The sequence below is a fragment of the Bradyrhizobium sp. CCBAU 51765 genome (genome assembly GCF_015291725.1).
GTDB classification, from domain to species: domain Bacteria; phylum Pseudomonadota; class Alphaproteobacteria; order Rhizobiales; family Xanthobacteraceae; genus Bradyrhizobium; species Bradyrhizobium liaoningense.
The window spans coordinates 2833329-2849311 of record NZ_CP030038.1; the positions used below are offsets into that span (position 1 = coordinate 2833329).

Annotated in this window: 13 protein-coding genes and 1 pseudogene; 1 reads left to right on the forward strand and 13 read right to left on the reverse strand. The window is 64.4% G+C overall.

What is annotated here, in order from left to right; genetic code table 11:
- Positions 1-47: 47 nt before the first annotated feature.
- From XH96_RS13480 to XH96_RS13525, 10 genes and pseudogenes are all read right to left on the reverse strand, one after another.
- Positions 48-1340, reverse strand: a pseudogene (locus tag XH96_RS13480) (IS5 family transposase); the annotation flags it as partial.
- Positions 1341-2064: 724 nt separating this feature from the next.
- Positions 2065-2439, reverse strand: coding sequence for an acyltransferase (locus tag XH96_RS13485; protein ID WP_194392914.1), 375 nt, complete (start codon positions 2437-2439; stop codon positions 2065-2067).
- A 90-nt stretch (positions 2440-2529) separates the two neighbouring features.
- Complete coding sequence (locus XH96_RS13490; RefSeq protein ID WP_194392915.1) at positions 2530-3369, reverse strand: SDR family oxidoreductase; 840 nt, start codon at positions 3367-3369, stop codon at positions 2530-2532.
- Between the two features lie 14 nt (positions 3370-3383).
- The gene (locus XH96_RS13495) at positions 3384-4145 is read right to left on the reverse strand and encodes an SDR family NAD(P)-dependent oxidoreductase (protein ID WP_194392916.1); all 762 of its coding nucleotides are present in this window, start codon (positions 4143-4145) and stop codon (positions 3384-3386) included.
- Entirely contained in the window at positions 4142-4990 is an 849-nt protein-coding gene (locus XH96_RS13500; protein ID WP_246790074.1) for a sugar phosphate isomerase/epimerase, read from the reverse strand. Before XH96_RS13500 ends, XH96_RS13495 begins: the two co-directional genes overlap by 4 nt.
- Positions 4987-5751 carry an SDR family oxidoreductase gene (locus tag XH96_RS13505; protein ID WP_194392917.1) on the reverse strand — a complete coding sequence of 255 codons (765 nt, stop codon included), beginning with the start codon at positions 5749-5751 and terminating at the stop codon, positions 4987-4989. Before XH96_RS13505 ends, XH96_RS13500 begins: the two co-directional genes overlap by 4 nt.
- Positions 5744-6433, reverse strand: a complete 690-nt coding sequence (locus XH96_RS13510; RefSeq protein ID WP_194392918.1) for an acylneuraminate cytidylyltransferase family protein — start codon at positions 6431-6433, stop codon at positions 5744-5746. Before XH96_RS13510 ends, XH96_RS13505 begins: the two co-directional genes overlap by 8 nt.
- The gene (locus XH96_RS13515) at positions 6433-8352 is read right to left on the reverse strand and encodes an N-acetylneuraminate synthase family protein (protein WP_246790075.1); all 1920 of its coding nucleotides are present in this window, start codon (positions 8350-8352) and stop codon (positions 6433-6435) included. The genes XH96_RS13510 and XH96_RS13515 overlap by 1 nt, the downstream gene beginning before the upstream one ends.
- 22 nt (positions 8353-8374) lie before the next feature.
- Positions 8375-9751 (reverse strand): CBS domain-containing protein, encoded by a 1377-nt coding sequence (locus XH96_RS13520; protein ID WP_194392920.1) that lies wholly within the window; start codon positions 9749-9751, stop codon positions 8375-8377.
- A gap of 300 nt (positions 9752-10051) precedes the next feature.
- Positions 10052-11275, reverse strand: a complete 1224-nt coding sequence (locus XH96_RS13525) for a phenylacetate--CoA ligase family protein (RefSeq protein ID WP_194392921.1) — start codon at positions 11273-11275, stop codon at positions 10052-10054.
- 86 nt (positions 11276-11361) lie between these two features.
- Between XH96_RS13525 and XH96_RS13530 the strand changes: the two genes are divergently transcribed.
- Positions 11362-12516, forward strand: coding sequence for an AGE family epimerase/isomerase (locus tag XH96_RS13530; RefSeq protein ID WP_194392922.1), 1155 nt, complete (start codon positions 11362-11364; stop codon positions 12514-12516).
- A 60-nt stretch (positions 12517-12576) separates the two neighbouring features.
- On the opposite strand, the gene XH96_RS13535 is transcribed toward XH96_RS13530, so the two are convergent.
- The 3 genes from XH96_RS13535 to XH96_RS13545 form a co-directional block, all read right to left on the reverse strand.
- Complete coding sequence (locus XH96_RS13535; protein WP_194392923.1) at positions 12577-13416, reverse strand: ABC transporter ATP-binding protein; 840 nt, start codon at positions 13414-13416, stop codon at positions 12577-12579.
- A 162-nt stretch (positions 13417-13578) separates the two neighbouring features.
- Positions 13579-14862 carry an ABC transporter substrate-binding protein gene (locus XH96_RS13540; protein ID WP_194392924.1) on the reverse strand — a complete coding sequence of 428 codons (1284 nt, stop codon included), beginning with the start codon at positions 14860-14862 and terminating at the stop codon, positions 13579-13581.
- Between the two features lie 44 nt (positions 14863-14906).
- Positions 14907-15980: a branched-chain amino acid ABC transporter permease gene (locus XH96_RS13545; protein WP_194392925.1), complete on the reverse strand. Its 1074-nt coding sequence runs from the start codon at positions 15978-15980 to the stop codon at positions 14907-14909.
- Between the last annotated feature and the right edge of the window lie 3 nt (positions 15981-15983).

A 15983-nucleotide genomic window follows, 5' to 3' on the forward strand; every position in this document is an offset into this window, starting at 1 on the left:
AGTCGTCCGTTAAGAAACCGATTTGAGCAGTGGCTGGCGGCTGCGATGAGGGTGGTCAGGATCAGGCACCAAAGAGCCCTCAGCCAGGCGAGGACACGGCGGAAGTTGTGACCGGCGGCGGAGAGGATGACGTTAGCCGCATCGCCGAGGCGGCCTTTGAGGTAGCAGCGGCCGAGGTGACCATCGGTCTTCAGGTGTCCGATGATGGGTTCGATGGCAGAGCGGCGGCGCAGCTCGCGCTTGATGACACCGACGACCCCGCGCTTCTGGCCAGAGAAGGCACGGCGCGGGTTCTGCGCGTCATGGCCGCGGTATCCCTTGTCGGCATAGGCCCGCTCGATCGCACAGCCGGTGAGTGTCTCGGTGCGGTCGACGACGTCCCGCAAGGTGTGACCGTCGTACGGGTTATCGGGTAGCGCCCTGGCGTGCAGCACGAACAGGCCGCCGGGAGCACGGCGGTTGTTGGTGACGATGGAAGCTTTGACACCGAACTCGTAAGGCGCGGCTGCTTTGCCCTTGCCGATGCACTCGACCTCCGGGGCATGGAAGGAATACAGCTTCCAGCCGCGCTGGCGCTGCTACTGCGAGCGGATCTGGGAGGCCCGGCCGAGCGGGAGGGCGAAGGCGTTCTCGAGCACGGCCCGACCTTCGATCTTGCGGCGGATATCGCGGATGATCCGGCCCAGCCGGCTACGCAGGATGCGCAACGGCCGCTGATGCCGCTTGAATTGCTTGGCGTGGACGTAGCGTCCCGCCATCATCGCCGCGGTCTTGGCAATGCGAAGATAGGACTGCCGCAGCTTGACCCCGTGCTTCCTCGCCAGGCGGTTGAGCCCCTTGATTGCCGCGTGCAGTAGCTTGGCATCGGTCGGGAAGGTGATGGCCTTCGGCTGCACGGTGGTATCGACCGTGACCCGCTTGAGGTCCTGGCTGCGCAACGCGCCGGCCTCGTGCGCCACCCGCAGGCTCTCGGCCAAGAGCAGCTCCAGCTTGTCGCCAAGCCGCTTGCGCCAGTGGCTCAGGTCCGAGCGCTCATGCGGGAACGCGTGCTGAAAGAACTCCTCGCCGGTGAAGTACTGGAAATATGGGTCGTGGACCCAGCGCTCGCACACCCCCTCATCGGACAGGCCGTAAATGTGCTTGAGCAGCAGCCCGATCACGAAGCGGGTCGCAATCCCCGGCCGACCGTTCTCGCTGTAGAGCGGCGCGATCTCGCTGTCGATCCAGTCCCAATCGACCTTGCCGGCGAGCCGAACCAGCTCGTGCTTCATATTGATGATCTGGTCCAGCCTGGCCCGGAACAGGTCGTCCGCTTCTTCGGTCGCATCGCCACCTCCGATGCGAGGACGGAATCATGACCGGCGATTCGATGGCATCCTCAAAATGAAATTGCAGGGTTCCGATGCCCGAAGCATCAAAACCCTGCAATCCCAAAACAGGCTACAACGAATAATGCGATCCCAGCTCAATCGCTTAGCCGCTCTTCACGGACGACTCGTCAGCCTCCGTTCCGACAGAGTTGTTCTTCAGGGGCGGAAAGTTCTTCCTTGATCCAGTCGCACTTGGACTGCCCGTGAACTGCTGCCTCACCTTCCATCGCGGCGCACAAAGCCAATCTGATGCAGGATCAAACGCGATCTAACCTGGATCATGAGATCAGCTCTCACCTCATCGGAGGCTACATCCGGCCGCCGATCACCAGGATCACTCAGATGCGGTTCATCATGCTTGCGCTCGCCGGACTCGCCTTCGTGGCTACCCTAGAGCATGATCCGGAAAAGTGTGTAGCAAGTTTCCGAAAGATCACGTTCAAACAATGACCTAAAGTGCGATGCATCCAAATCTCATCACGCTTTAGCGAAGGACTTGGAAGATTGCTGGAAGGACGCACGACGGCGGAGGCCGGCAGCCTCGCGAATGCGCCAACTACTTCGCAAGCGCCGGTTATGCTTCAATCAAAATGTGAAACGCTCTAGCGGAGAGTTCCGGGCTGAATCCGATGGAAGCCGTCAGAGGTCGCTCGTGATCACTGTCCCGCGGACGTGTATCTCAGAAGAAGCGCTTTCAGGTCTTTCCCAACGATACCTTCGACGCGAACACGCATACAGCGATAACGCTCTTCGAGAATTCGGACACCTCGCGTGGAAGCATGAAAATGAGAACGAAAGGAACGCAGGCGAGTAGAACCACAATGAGTGCTGGCAAAATTCTTCGTGCCCGCCTTTCGTAGAAGGCTGCAAACGTGAATCTGCCGTCCTCCATCTCCGTGCTGATGATAGACGTGATCAGATAGCCGCTAATGACGAAGAATATGTCGACGCCGAGGTAGCCGCCCGGAACCGCATCCAGCCCGGCGTGGAAGAGAATAACCGAGAGAACGGCGATCGCTCTAAGGCCATCGATTTCGGGGCGATATTCCACTTGAGAAACCTGATTCATGTCGAATCTGACATGGTGATCGTGGATCGGGAGTTCCTATGAAGGGACGCCGTCGTCCTGGGGAGCCGTCGCGCGCGGGCGCTGGTGCCGCTACCACACGCTTCTCCCGCCGTCGATCACCAGGTTCTGCCCGGTCATGTAGCTCGAGGCATCGGAGCAGAGGAACTGCACCGCAGCGCGGTATTCGTCGACATCGGCCATGCGAGCCATGGGGATCAGGCGCGTCAGTCGCTCGACGAAGGCGGGATCCTGGTTGTTGAAGACGCCGCCGGGCGAGATCGCATTGACGCGGACGCCGTGGTCGGCCCAATAGGTCGCCAGATATTTCGTCAGCCCGATCAGGCCGTGCTTGATCACCGAGTAAGTCACGGGTTTCACCGGCTGCTCCTCCTCGCGTGTCACCTGTGGCTGGCGGTAGATTCGCTGATCCGGCGCTATCACGCCGAGATCTGAGGCGATGTTGAGGATCACGCCGCGACCGCGTTTGGCCATCGCGCCGCCGAACACCTGCGCGCACAGCATCGCGCCGGTCAGGCCCACGGCGATCTCGGTCTGCCATTGCGGCACCGGAAACGCCTCGAAGCGGGAAGAATGCATCACGCCGGGTGCGGAGGTCACCTTGGGGTCGATCGCCGCGTTGTTGACGAGGATGTCGATGGAGACGCCGCGGCCGGAAAGTTGCTCGTTTGCAGCCTGTACCGAGTCAAGGGAGGTGACGTCGATCGCAAGCGCGATTAGGTCGGCGGACGGCGTGTTCTGCTTGAGCGCGGCAACGGCTGCTTCGGCCTGCGCAAGCCCGACGTCGGTGACGACAACGCGCGCGCCCGCTTCCGAAAGCGCGGCGACATGCTGCCGCCCGAGCAGGCCGCCTGCGCCGGTCACGAGAGCGGTGCGGCTGGTCAGGTCATAGCGTGAGGACGGGCTTGCCATCGGGAGGCTCCTGTTCAGCTACGCAACTGGCCGCCGTCGGCGACCATCACGCTGCCGGTGATGAATGCCGCGCGGGGCGAGACGAGAAAGGCGACGAGGTCGGCGACCTCCTCCGGCCGGCCCAGGCGGCGCAGCGCGACCTCGCGCACAAGCATCTCCTCGACCGCAGCACGGTTTTCCGCAAGCTTGCGCGCCCAGGTGCCGTCGGCGGCCAAGATGTTGCCCGGCGCTACCGCATTGATGCGTATGCCTTCGAGCGCCAGGGGCCGGGCCAAGCCACGCACGGTCGCATTCAACGCGGCTTTTGCGGCGTAGTAGGTGACGGGCGCCCCAAGCGCCGCCATGCCTGCGATCGAAGAGATGCAGACGATGGACCGGTCGCCGCTGCCGCGCGCCATCAAAGGCCGGGCGGCCTCGATCATGTTGGTCGTGGCGAAGAGATTAAGATCCATCACTCGCGACCACTCCGCCGCGGTTTCCGTTCCCGGCGGTACGGAGGCGCCGCTGCCGACGTTGCAGACGAGGATGTCGAGGCGCCCCCAGCGCCGCTCAACCTCGTGTACCAGCGTCGAGGCAGCGGCCGGGTCGGTGACGTCAGCCGCGTGCGCCGATGTGCTGCCGCCGATCTCAGCTCGGGCCGCATCAAGCGCATCGGCCCCCCGCGCGGCGAGCGCGACCTTGGCACCTTCCCCGGCGAGCACCGTTGCGATCGCAAGTCCGATCCCGCGGCTGGCGCCGGTGACGAGAGCGACGCGATCGTTCAGCTCGAGCTTCATCGCGCTGCGTCCTCGATCCAGCCGATCGTCATGTCGCGATACCTGGCGAGCGCTCCGGCGTGATCGTCGTCGGCGGCGCGCGCGGTTTGCAGGATGTACTGACCCTTATAGCCGGAACGCTCGATCAGGCGGATGGTCTTGGGAAGGTCGGCGTTGCCGGTGCCGAGCGGCACGGTGGTGCCGCCGCGAATGCGGTCCTTCACATGCACATTCAGGATGCGCGGCGCGTATGCGGCAATCTCCTCGTCGCTGTCATAGCCCAGCGAGGCGCTGTTGCCGCTGTCGTAGTTGATGCCGAAGACATCGGCTGGAAACGCCTCCATGAACCAGGCAAGCTCACGCGGCGGCAGATCGGATTCGAAGACGATCTTGACGTTCCGCCTTGCAAGTGTCTCCGAACGCGCGAGCAGCACGCGCTTCAACGTATCGCTCTCGCTCTGTCGCTCGATCTTGCCGTTGTCGACCAGCGGGATCACGACGAATTCGATGCCGATCCGGCTGCAGGCGGCGATCAGGAGGTCGAGGTCGGCGACGAGCGCGTCACGTACCACGGCGTCGACCTTCCAGAACGGTGCCTGCATGAAGCAATCACCGGTCAGGCTCGGGATGCGCACACCGTTCTCGCGCGACAGCGTCAGAATCTCCTGTTGTCCCGGCTCGGTCGTCAGCGGGTTCTCGCGCAGCCGCTCCTGATCGATGGTCCATTCCATTCGCGTCAGGCCGAGCGCCTTGGCGCGGGGAAATTCCTCGCGCCATTCATCCCAGGGGAATGCCTGGATCTTGCCGTCGACCAGTGCCGACAGGCGTCCCTGCATGAAGCCGATGCGTTGCAATGTTGCGGTCACGATTTGTTATCCGAGCTGATGGCGAGACCCTTGGTGGTCCAGCCCCCATCGACGAAGATTTCCTGGCCGGTCACATAGGCGGAGGCGTCCGACGTTAGGAAGATGGCGGCGCCGATCATGTCGGCGGGCTGTCCCCAGCGGCCGAGCATGGTGTGGCGGCGCCTATCTTCGTGCATGACCGGATCGGCAAAGCTCTTCGCGGTCATCTCGGTTGCGACATAGCCCGGTGCAAGCGCGTTGACGCGGATGCCGTCGGGTGCGTAGTCGGCGGCGAGTGCCCGCGTCAGCCCGGCAAGGCCCGCCTTCGCCGCCACGTAGCCGGGATTGCCGGGAAAGCCTCGGATCGAGTTGATGCTGGTGACGTTGACGATTGCGGCCGAGCCGGCGTTCTTCAGGAGCGGATAGGCGGCGAGGATGGTGGTGTAAACGCCGGTAAGATCGGTTGCGACCGTGGCGCGGAAGCGCGCGAGCTCGCTTTCGGCGCTCTGGGCCGGAAGACTGATGCCGGCGGCATTCACGAGCGCGTCGATGCGTCCGGCTGTTGCCGCAATGGCGCGGAACGCGTTGTCGATCGCTTGGTCGTCGGAGAGATCGCAGGCAATGGCAGTGACGCCCTGCGGCGTGGTCCCGGACCGGCTGAGGCCGAACACCGTGGCACCCGCCCCCTGCAGGCCGCTGGCAATCGCCGCGCCAATACCTCGCGAGGCGCCGGTGACCACCGCGATCTTGCCTGCGAGAGAGAAGGCGCTGAGCTCAGGCATAGCCGTAACTGCGCATGATGGCGGCGCAAAGCTTGACGTCCTCGGGACGATCGATCTGGAACATCTTGTGACGCTCCATCACGTGGAAGCCGATCTTGCCGCCGAGACGATTGTTCTGCTCGCGCAGGAGGGATGGGACCAGGACGTAGAACGAGCCGTTCTCGAGGTAGCGCTTCTCGATCTGCTGCCGCATGCGGCGGTTGCGATAATCGTAGTTGATCGGCTCCGGGCCGTTCGCGCCGATCCGCCAGTTGAAGTAATCCTCGACCTCGCAGACCGAAAGCAGGCTGTCGAGATGATCGCGATCGAAGGTCGCTAGCGCGTTCTCGATGTCGCCGGGCTCGCGGATCGGCGATGTGGCCTGAAGTGCGACGATGCGCTCGAACCGGCCCATGCTCGCCTCGGTCGCATCGAGGGCATGCAGCCAGGCGGATTCGGAGGAGGCGAGGTCACCCGAAATGTCGTCCGGACGCCGCACGCCGACGGCGCCGGCGGCCTCGGCGGCGGCCAGGATATTGTCACTGTCCGACGAGACCGCCACCACGTCGACGCCGCGTGCGGCGCGCGCCTGCTCGACCGTCCAGGCGATCAGCGGCTTGCCGCAGAGATCGAGCAGGTTCTTGTGTGGGATGCCCTTGGAGCCGCCGCGCGCGGCGATCACGGCCAGCGTCTTTCGCGCCATCAGATATGTCCCTCGAGACGCTCGAGCGCGGTCCAGAAGCCTTCGCCCATGTTCTTGTGGCCCTGCCATATCTCGGGAATGAACGACGCCGTCGGTGCATGCTTGCGCAGCACCTGTCCGATTTCGTCGAAATCGATCTCGCCCTCGCCGATCTGGAGTCCTTCGCCGTCGAGCCCCTTGGCGTCGCCGAAATGCAGATGTGCAGTGTGCGGCCCGAGCTGGGCGAGGCCTTGTGCAAAGTCGAAGCCGAAATGATTGGCGGCGAGCTTGGTGTGGGAGATGTCGACGCACATGCGCAGATCATGCTTGGCGCAGAATGCGGCCGACTCCTCCGGGAATATGAAGATGTTCTGATGACGCTGGCCGCCGAAATGCCAGGGGAACGGTGCCATGGTCTGCGGCGTCAGCTCGACGCCGTCCATGTCGAGCTCGGTCAAGCTCTGCGCAAAGATGCGGTAGCGCTCGGCCTTCTCCTCCGGCGGCAGCGGCTCGTCCATGGTGAAGCCGCCGATATTGGCGACGATGGGTGGGCGCTTGGTCTTGGGAAAGAACTTCTTGAGGCCGCGCGTGATGTCGATCACCGCTTGCGTCTGCTCCAGCGAGTAGCGCCGCAGCGCCTCGTCGGGCGTTGCGAGGTCCATCAGCTTGGAGCCGGCAAACAGCTCCGGCGCATGCACGACGAAGCCGAGATCATAGGTACCGGAGAGATAGGCCGCCGGATCGCGCTCCATGTCGCTGTAGCTGAGATGGAATTCGATGATGTCGGGCTCGCAGATCTCCAGGAAGCGCTCGGTATCGTGATAGCGCACCGGCACGCCCCAGGGGCGGTCGAACCGATAGCGCCGAGCCTTCGCGGCGCCTTCATTGAGGTCGCTCTGGAAGAAATAGTCGTCCGCCAACATCGGCCGCGTCAGCTTGCGGCCGAGCAGCGCCGGCATCTTCAGCGGCGACAGGCCCTGTCCCGGGCTCTTCACGGCGATGTCGCTTTCGGAGATCACGGTGCCGGCCGGAAGGTCGCGCGCGGCCACCAGGCTCTTGGCGAGGTTCTCGCGGTTGATCAGCTCGCCCTGGCTGAGCGCGCGTTCCGCGAGCTTCTCGCCGCGGGCCGCCTCGACCTCGCGAATGCCGGAGACGAGTGCCTTGAACTCCTCGGGCTCGAGGCTCGCGGCATGGTCTGGACCTTCCATCTCGCGATCGAGCGTGATGTGGCGTTCGATGACGACGGCGCCGAGCGCGACGGCGGCCGTCGAAACGGCAATGCCGCGCTCGTGGCCGGAATAGCCGACGATCGGATGGATATCGCGCAGCGTCTCCATGAAACGCAGATGGATGTTGTGGAGCGCGGCCGGATAGGTGCTCTGGCAATGCAGCAGCACGTAGCTGGCATTGCGGTCGTCGAGGAACTTCGCCGCGGCCTTGATCTCGTCCGTCGTGCTCATGCCGGTCGAGACGATCAGCGTCTTGCCGGTGGCCGCGAGGCGGGCGAGCAGCGGCAGGTTGGTGAGGTCGGCCGAGGCGATCTTGTAGGCGTGCACACCGAAGCCTTCGAGCACGGCGACGCTCTTCGCGTCCCAGGGCGTGCAGAGGTACTCGATACCCTTGGCTGCGCAGTACTCGGCGATCTTCTTTTGCTGCGCGGTCGGCAGCTCGAAGCGGCGAAGGAGATCGAGCGTATATTCGACGGCGAGGTCGTCGTCCTTCCCGGACAGGCTCGAGGCGCGATAGACTTCGTCCAGCTTGCGCATCTGGAATTTGGCGCAATCTGCCCCGGCCGCGACCGCGGCATCGACCAGCGCAATGGCGCGGTCGAAGTCGCCATTGTGGTTGTTGCCGATTTCGGCGATGACGTAGCAGGGTTCGCCTTCGCCCAGAAGACGGTTGCCAATACGGACCGGAGCAGACTGTTTGGGCGATGTCATCAACATTCTCGTCTCATATGCGTCAGGCGAGCCGCGCGGGAACGCGCGACTTCCACGTCCGCAGCCCGTTCTCTTCGAACATGATGCGCGAACAGCGATGCCCCTGCTGCTCCAGCGCCGCGATGAGCTGGTAGCGCTCGAAAGGACGTACGAAGAACAGGAAGTAACCGCCGCCGCCGGCGCCCAGGAGCTTTCCGCCGACTGCGCCGTGCTGCTTGGCGAAATCGTAGATCGCGTCGATCGCCTCCGACGAGATCTTCGAGCTCAGCTTCCGTTTGGCGTGCCAGGCCTCGTCGATCAGCCGGCCGCATTCCAGGAGCTGGCCGCGCAGCAGATGCCGCCTTATGTCGCGCGTCACTTCCTTTTGCTTGGCTGCCGCGGCGACGGCGTCGCTAGTCTCGTGCTGAGCCTTCTGGTCGCGGTGAATGGCGCCGGAATCGCGGCCGGAGCCGGCGTAGCAGAGCACCAGGCTCTCCTCGAGCTCGGCGATGATGTTGGGATCGAGACGAAGCGGCACGATGGTGTTCTGGTCGGAGAAGAACTCCATGTGATTGAAGCCGCCGAACACGGTGGCGTACTGATCCTGCCAGCCGCCGGGAATGTTCAGCATCAGCCGCTCGGCCTGGAAGGCCATCTCCGCGATCTCGTGGCGATCCCACTGATCCCCACGGAATTCATTGAAGCATCCGATGATCGCGGACGAGACCACCGCGGAGCCGCCGAGGCCGGAACCGACCGGGAAATCGGCGGATACCTCGAGCTCGAATCCATAAGTCGGCTTGATCAGGCGCACGACCGACTTGATCAGCGCGAGATCTCCGCCCGTTCCGAGTTCTGCGAGATTATCGGCCTCGACCGTGCGACGGAAATCGTGCGAGTAGATCCGGATGCTGGGATCGTTCCGGCGCCGCAGCGTCGCGTGAGCGTACATCTTGATCGTGGCGCTGATGACCGCACCGCCGTCATTCGCCACGAAGTAATGCGTCAGGTCGGTGCCGCCGCCGGAGAAGCTGATCCGCACCGGCGAGCGGGCACGCGCGAACACCTCGCTCTCTTCCGAGAGGTTGAACAGCTCGCGGCTGAATACGTCAACCAGCCGTCCCTCGCCATCGAGGATCGGCACCACGTGCACGCGCTGGTCGAGCAGCTTCAGGATCTGCTCGCGCGGGCCGCCGGTCGGCGCCCAGACGAAGTTGCGATTGATGCAGGACGCGACCCGGTCCTGGATCGTGATGCCGGTCAGCATGCGCCTGCGGATGTCACCGTCCGTCACGGCGCCGACGATTCGTCCGCTCGCGTCCTGCGCGAACAGGATGCCGAGCATATTCGCATTCAGGCGCCGGAAGGCTTCCTCAATGGTCTCGGTCTCGGCGATGGTGACGAGGGTCGGTTCAAGCACGTTTGGGATCCGGAAGGGGCCAATTCCAGGCCATATTGTAGCAGCGGTTGGTAATACGGGAGCCGCAGGGACGATGCAAGGTTCCTGCGCCGCCGGCGGCATTGCGCGAAAACGGCACTTGTCAAGCGCTTCGGCCCGCGAAGTGACCGTTTACAGTGGCCGCAGCTCCTAGAGAAGGCGCACGTTAACGGGTCCACACGGAATGAATGTTGGAATCAGCTCGTGGATCAAGTGTGGAAACGCCGCGCGATCTGTTCGTTGCGTTCGCGAGAGCGATCTCGCCGTTGACGTCGGTCGAAGTTACCGCTCGTCCGCGATCACCTTGCCGTCGTTAGGCAGCGTGCCGGGACTAACCAGTTCGACGCTTCCGCCGAGTTTCGTCACTGCGCGCAGGCTGGCTGCGAGCTCATCACGCAGGGCATCGTTCGTGGCCGCGGTTTCCGCTCGCAGCGTCATCGCGTCGGCCTCGCCCTGGCGTGTGACGACGAGGCGCAGTCTTCCGAGGGCGGAATGGCGCTTGCCGATCTCGGCGATCTGCTCGGGCCGGACGAACATGCCCTTGATCTTGGTAGTCTGGTCGGCGCGGCCCATCCAGCCCCTGATGCGCATGTTTGTGCGCCCGCATGGGCTCGTGCCGGGGAGGGCCGCGGTGAGGTCGCCGAGGGCGAGCCGGATCCAGGGATGGTGCGGATCGAGCGAGGTCACGACGATCTCGCCGACGTCGCCCGGCGCAACCGGATCTCCGGTGCCGGGCTTGACGATCTCCAGGATCAGGTCCTCGTTCACGACCATGCCCTCGCGCGCCTCGGTCTCGAACGCGATGAGGCCGAGATCGGCGGTGCCGAAGGCCTGGTAGGCGTCGATGCCGCGCGCCTTGATCTCGGCCTGGAGCGAGGGCGGGAACGCGGCGCCCGAGACCAGCGCGCGCTTGATCGAGGAGATGTCGCGCCCGGAGCTTGCCGCGGCGTCGAGCAGGATCTTCAGGAAATCCGGCGTGCCGCTGTAGCCAACCGGCCGGTAGGCCTCGATCAGCTCGAATTGCTGCTCGGTATTGCCGGGGCCGGCCGGGATGACCGCACAGCCGAGCGCGCGCGCGGAGGCGTCGAAGATGAAGCCGCCGGGGGTGAGATGGTAGCTGAAGGTATTGAGGACGATATCGTCAGGACGGAACCCGGCCGCGAACAGCGCCCTTGCGCCGCGCCAGGGATCTCCTTGCCGTCCCTCCGGCTCGAAGATCGGGCCGGGGGAGGTGAAGAGGCGGGCGAACGAGCCGGGGGGGCCCGCCACAAAGCCTCCGAAGGGTGCAGAGGCCTTCTGCAGGGCGGGCAGCTCCGATTTGCGCAACACCGGCAGGCCCGCCAGGGCCGCCCTGGAGGTCACGGCTGCGGGATCGCAGCCTTTGAGCCGCCCGGCATAGGCCGGGGCGGCCATCGCGGCTCGCAGCACCCCTGGCAGGCGGGAGAACAGGTCGGCCTCGCGCGCGGCTTGTTCACGGATCTCGCGGGCGTCGTAATGGGCGGTCATGGCTGTTCTTTCCGTGTTGGCATCCGTTGCGCGCCGCCACCGGCATGGGTATCAGACCGCCATTGGTGAGGCCTAGAGAGGACCCGATGGCGGACGAAGGAATCATTGCGGCGGACGAGGCGTCGAACGTCGTCTCGCGCCTGAAGGGCCGCATGATCGACGAGGCGCTGCCGCTGTGGTCGACGGTCGGCTGGGATCAGGCTGCGGGTGGTTTCATCGACCGGCTGCACCGCGATGGCACGGCGGATGCGGCCGCGCCCCGGCGCGTATTCGTGCAGGCGCGCCAGATCTGGTGCTACGCCAAGGCGGCGCAGATGGGATGGTATCCTGAGGGGCGTGGCATCGCGCTGAAAGGGCTGGAGCATCTGCTGTCCAGAGCGAAGGCGCCCGATGGCCGGCCCGGCTACGTGCACCGGCTGACGTCCGAGGGAGCGGTGCTGGATGCCCGGCGCGATGCCTATGACCACGCCTTCGTCCTCTTTGCGCTCGCGGCCGTCTACGCCCTCGACCAGGATGCGCAGGTTCGTGCCGAGATCGATGCGCTGCTCGCCTTCCTCGACGGCCATCTGCGCTCGCCGCATGGCGGCGTTCACGAAGGCCTTCCGGTTTCGCTGCCGCGCCGGCAGAATCCGCACATGCATCTGTTTGAGGCGATGATCGCGTGCTTCGAGGCGACCCACGATCTGTCGTTCCAGAACCGTGCCGGAGAATTCTTCGCACTGTTCCTGGCCAATCTCTACGACAAGCAGAAGCGCATCCTGACCGAGTACTTCGAGGAAGACTGGTCGAAGATCGAGCCCGTCAGCGTCGAGCCCGGTCACCAGGCCGAATGGGTCTGGCTGCTGAAGGGCTTCGAGCGCATCACGGGCTGCCCGACTGCGCCGCGGCGTGCCGAACTGCTGTCGACCGCGCTGCGTTATCGCGACGAGGCCACGGGCTGCCTGATCGACGAGGGGGACGACGTCGGCAACGTCCGCCGCAGCACGCGCCGGCTGTGGCCGCAGACCGAGATCGCGAAGGCGTGGATCGCGCAAGCCGAGTCCGGCGAGGTGGGGGCGGCGGATGAGGCGCGCGCGGCGCTGGTGCGGCTCGAACGGCATTATCTCAGCCATCCCGTGAAGGGCGGCTGGTACGACCAGTTCGATCGCGACGGCAAATCGCTGATCGACATCATTCCTGCGTCGTCGTTCTATCATGTTCTCTGCGCAGTCACGGAAGCTGAACAGGTGCTTGAGAGTTGAAGCTCTTTTGTATCGACGCGCTTTCTTCACGCGAACCGGTTCCCGCTTCGTTTGAAAACGCTACAGCCAGCGCTTGCGCCGCTTGAAGCTCTTGAGGTTCTTGAAGCTCTTGCGCTGGTCGCCGGCGCCGCCGAGATAGAACTCCTTGACGTCCTCGTTGTCGCGCAAGTCGTCCGCGCTGCCGTCGAGCACGACCTTGCCCTGTTCCATGATGTAGCCGTGACTTGCCACCGAGAGCGCAGCGCGCGCGTTCTGCTCGACCAGCAGGATGGTGACGCCGAGGTCGCGGTTGATCTTCTGGATGATCGAGAACACCTCTTTCACCAGCAGCGGCGACAAGCCCATCGAAGGCTCATCCATCAGGATCATCTTGGGGCGCGCCATCAGGGCCCGGCCGATTGCGAGCATCTGCTGCTCACCGCCGGAGAGATAGCCGGCAAGGCCGGTGCGCTCTTTCAAGCGTGGAAAGTAGTTGAAAACCATGTCGAGATCGGAATCGACCCCGCGGTCCCTGCGGGTGAAGGCGCCGAGCTTGAGGTTCTCCAGCGACGTCATGTCGGCGACGATGCGCCGGCCCTCCATCACCTGGAAGATGCCGCGGCGCACGATCTTGTCGGGGTCGATGCCGTTGATCCGCTCGCCTTCGAACAGGATCTCGCCGCGCGTGACCTCGCCGTCCTCGGTCTTGAGCAACCCGGAGATCGCCTTCAGCGTCGTCGACTTGCCGGCGCCGTTGGCGCCCAGGAGCGCCACGATCGCGCCTTTCGGCACGTCGAGGCTGAGGCCGCGCAGCACCAGGATGACGTCGTCATAGACGACCTCGATGTTGTGCACGGCGAGGAGAGGCGCGGACGCCACCGCGGTTGGCTTGGCGCGGGATGCTTCGAGGGTGTCGGTCATGCTTCAAAACTCCGCTGTCGTCGCCCGGCTTGACCGGGCGACCCAGTATTCCAGAGACGCCGGAGATTCATCGAGAAGCCGCGGCGTACTGGATCCCCCGTCCCGGTGCGCAATTGCGCGCAAGGCGGGGGACGACAGTTGTGTGCGTGGCTGGAGCAGGCCTCACCACCCCAGCAATTCCGGCTTGCGCGGCAGCTCGACGGTCTTGACCTTCTCGAGCTTGATCGTGCCCTTGGCCATGACGTCGTTGAGGTCGCCGTCGGTCGCGCCCGAGACCTTGGTACGATAGAGGTCGACCTTGAGCGTGCCGCGATGGTCCTTCTCGGTCCAGGTCGAGGCATTGCAGACGCCTTCCATCCCGGCCGGCACCCAGTCCTTCTTCTGGTGGAAGCCCTTGGCGACGTTCTCGCCGGTGGCGCCGCCGTTCTTGGCGGCCCAGTCGATCGCCTCCTTCATGTACATCGCCGAGCAGACGGCCGCGACGTAATGCACGGGGCGATAGACCTTGCCGGTGGGATCGGACATCTTCGAGATCTCCATCACCGTCTTCATGCCGGGCGCATCGCCGCCCCAGCTCACCGCGGTGCGCAGCGGGAAGATCACGCCATTGGCCGCATCGCCCGCGGTCTTGGCGGCATTCTCGTCCATGCCCCAGACGTTGCCGAGGAACTGGATATCGACGCCGGCGGTCTTGCAGGCCTTCATCACCGAGATGTTGGAGGCGGCGGTGTTGCCGAGATAGGCGTAGTTGGCGCCCGAGGATTTCAGGCTCAGGCACTGTGCGCTGTAGTCACCCGGCGTGAGGGCGAACACCAGCGGCGGCAGAACCTCGAAGCCGAGCTCCTGCGCCATGGCTTCACCGGCGGCCTTCGGCGCGTTCGGATAAGGATGGTTGGCGCCCATGTGCACGAATTTCGGCTTGCCGGGCTTGCCCTTGGCCTTCCAGTCCTCGGCTGCCCACATCAGCATCGCGCGCAGCGCGTCCGAATAGCTCGGGCCATAGAAGAAATTATAAGGCGCAGGCTTGGCCTTGCCGCTGACCCCTTCGGGATCGGTGAGGGCGGCGGCATAGGAGCCGGACATGTCTGGGATCTTGTCCTGGGCAAGGAAGCCGGTCAGCGCCTCGGTGTCCGCCGTACCCCAGCCCATGATTGCGGCGACCTTGGAGTCGGGCGCCGACCACTTCTTGTAGAGCGCGATCGCGCGCGGCACCTGGTAGCCATAGTCGTTGGTGTCGAGATTGAGCTGCTTGCCGCCGACGCCGCCGTTCTTGTTGACCCAGGCGAACGTATCCGCGACGGCCTGGCCATAGGGCGTGCCGACGTCCGAGGTGCCGCCGGAATAGTCGGCGAGATGCCCGATCGCGATCTGCGCCTGCGCGCTCGCGGAGAATGCGGCGATCGCAAGCACGAGCGATGCGGTGCTCAAAAGGGACTTTGTCGTCATGGGTCGGTTCCTCCTGTTTATTGTTTAAGTGAAGTTGCCCGCGCTCAATGCGAGAACGGGTAGAGTTTCCAATACGCCTTGATCTGCCGCCAGCGATGCGCGAGCCCGTCAGGCTCGAACATCAGGAATGCGATGATGATCACCCCGATCGCGATCTCGCGCAGGAAGGTGATGTTGTTGTTGAGCGAGAGCGCCTGGTCGATCGCTCCGCCCTTCAGATGATGGCTCAGCCACTCCATCGATTCCGGCAGCAGCACCACGAAGGCGGTACCCATCAGCGTGCCCATGATCGAGCCGGTGCCGCCGATGATGATCATGGCGAGGAACAGGATCGAACGCTCGATGCCGAAGCCCTCCTGCGACACCACGAGCTGGTAGTGCGCATAGAGCGCGCCGGCGATGCCGGCGAAGAAGGCGGCAAGCCCGAACGACAGCGTCCGGTACTTGGTGAGGTTGATGCCCATGATCTCGGCGGAGAGATAATGGTCGCGGATCGCTACCAGTGCGCGGCCGTCACGGGTGCGCATCAGATTGGTGACGAGGACGTAGCTCACGAGCACATAGGCCAGCACGACGTAGAAGTACTGTCGGTCGCCGCGCAGCGTATAGCCGAAGATCGAGAAAGGCGCGGCGCTCGCCGGCACCGAGCCGCCGGAGAACCATTCGGCGCGCGAGAAGAAGTCGAGCAGGATGTACTGCGCAGCCAGCGTCGCGATGACGAGGTAAAGACCTTTCAGCCGCGCCGCCGGAATGCCGAAGATCAGCCCGACCAGCGCAGTGACGATGCCGGCGAGCGGGATTGCGAAGAACACCGGGATCTGCGCGTTGTTGGAGATGTAGGCGGAGGTAAATGCGCCGAGCAGGAAGAAGGCGGCATGGCCGATCGAGATCTGGCCGGTGAAGCCGACCAGGATATTGAGCCCGAGCGCCGCGATCGAGAAGATGCCGATCTGGATCAGGATGCTGAGCCAATACCCGCTGAAGAATTGCGGCGCCAGACACAGCAGCAGCACGCCTGCGATGGCGAAGTTGCGGCTCGTCGCGGTCGGGAAGATCGTGGTGTCGGCCGCGTAGGAGGTGCGGAAGTCACCAGCAGGAATGAGGGCAGGGCCGGCCATGGG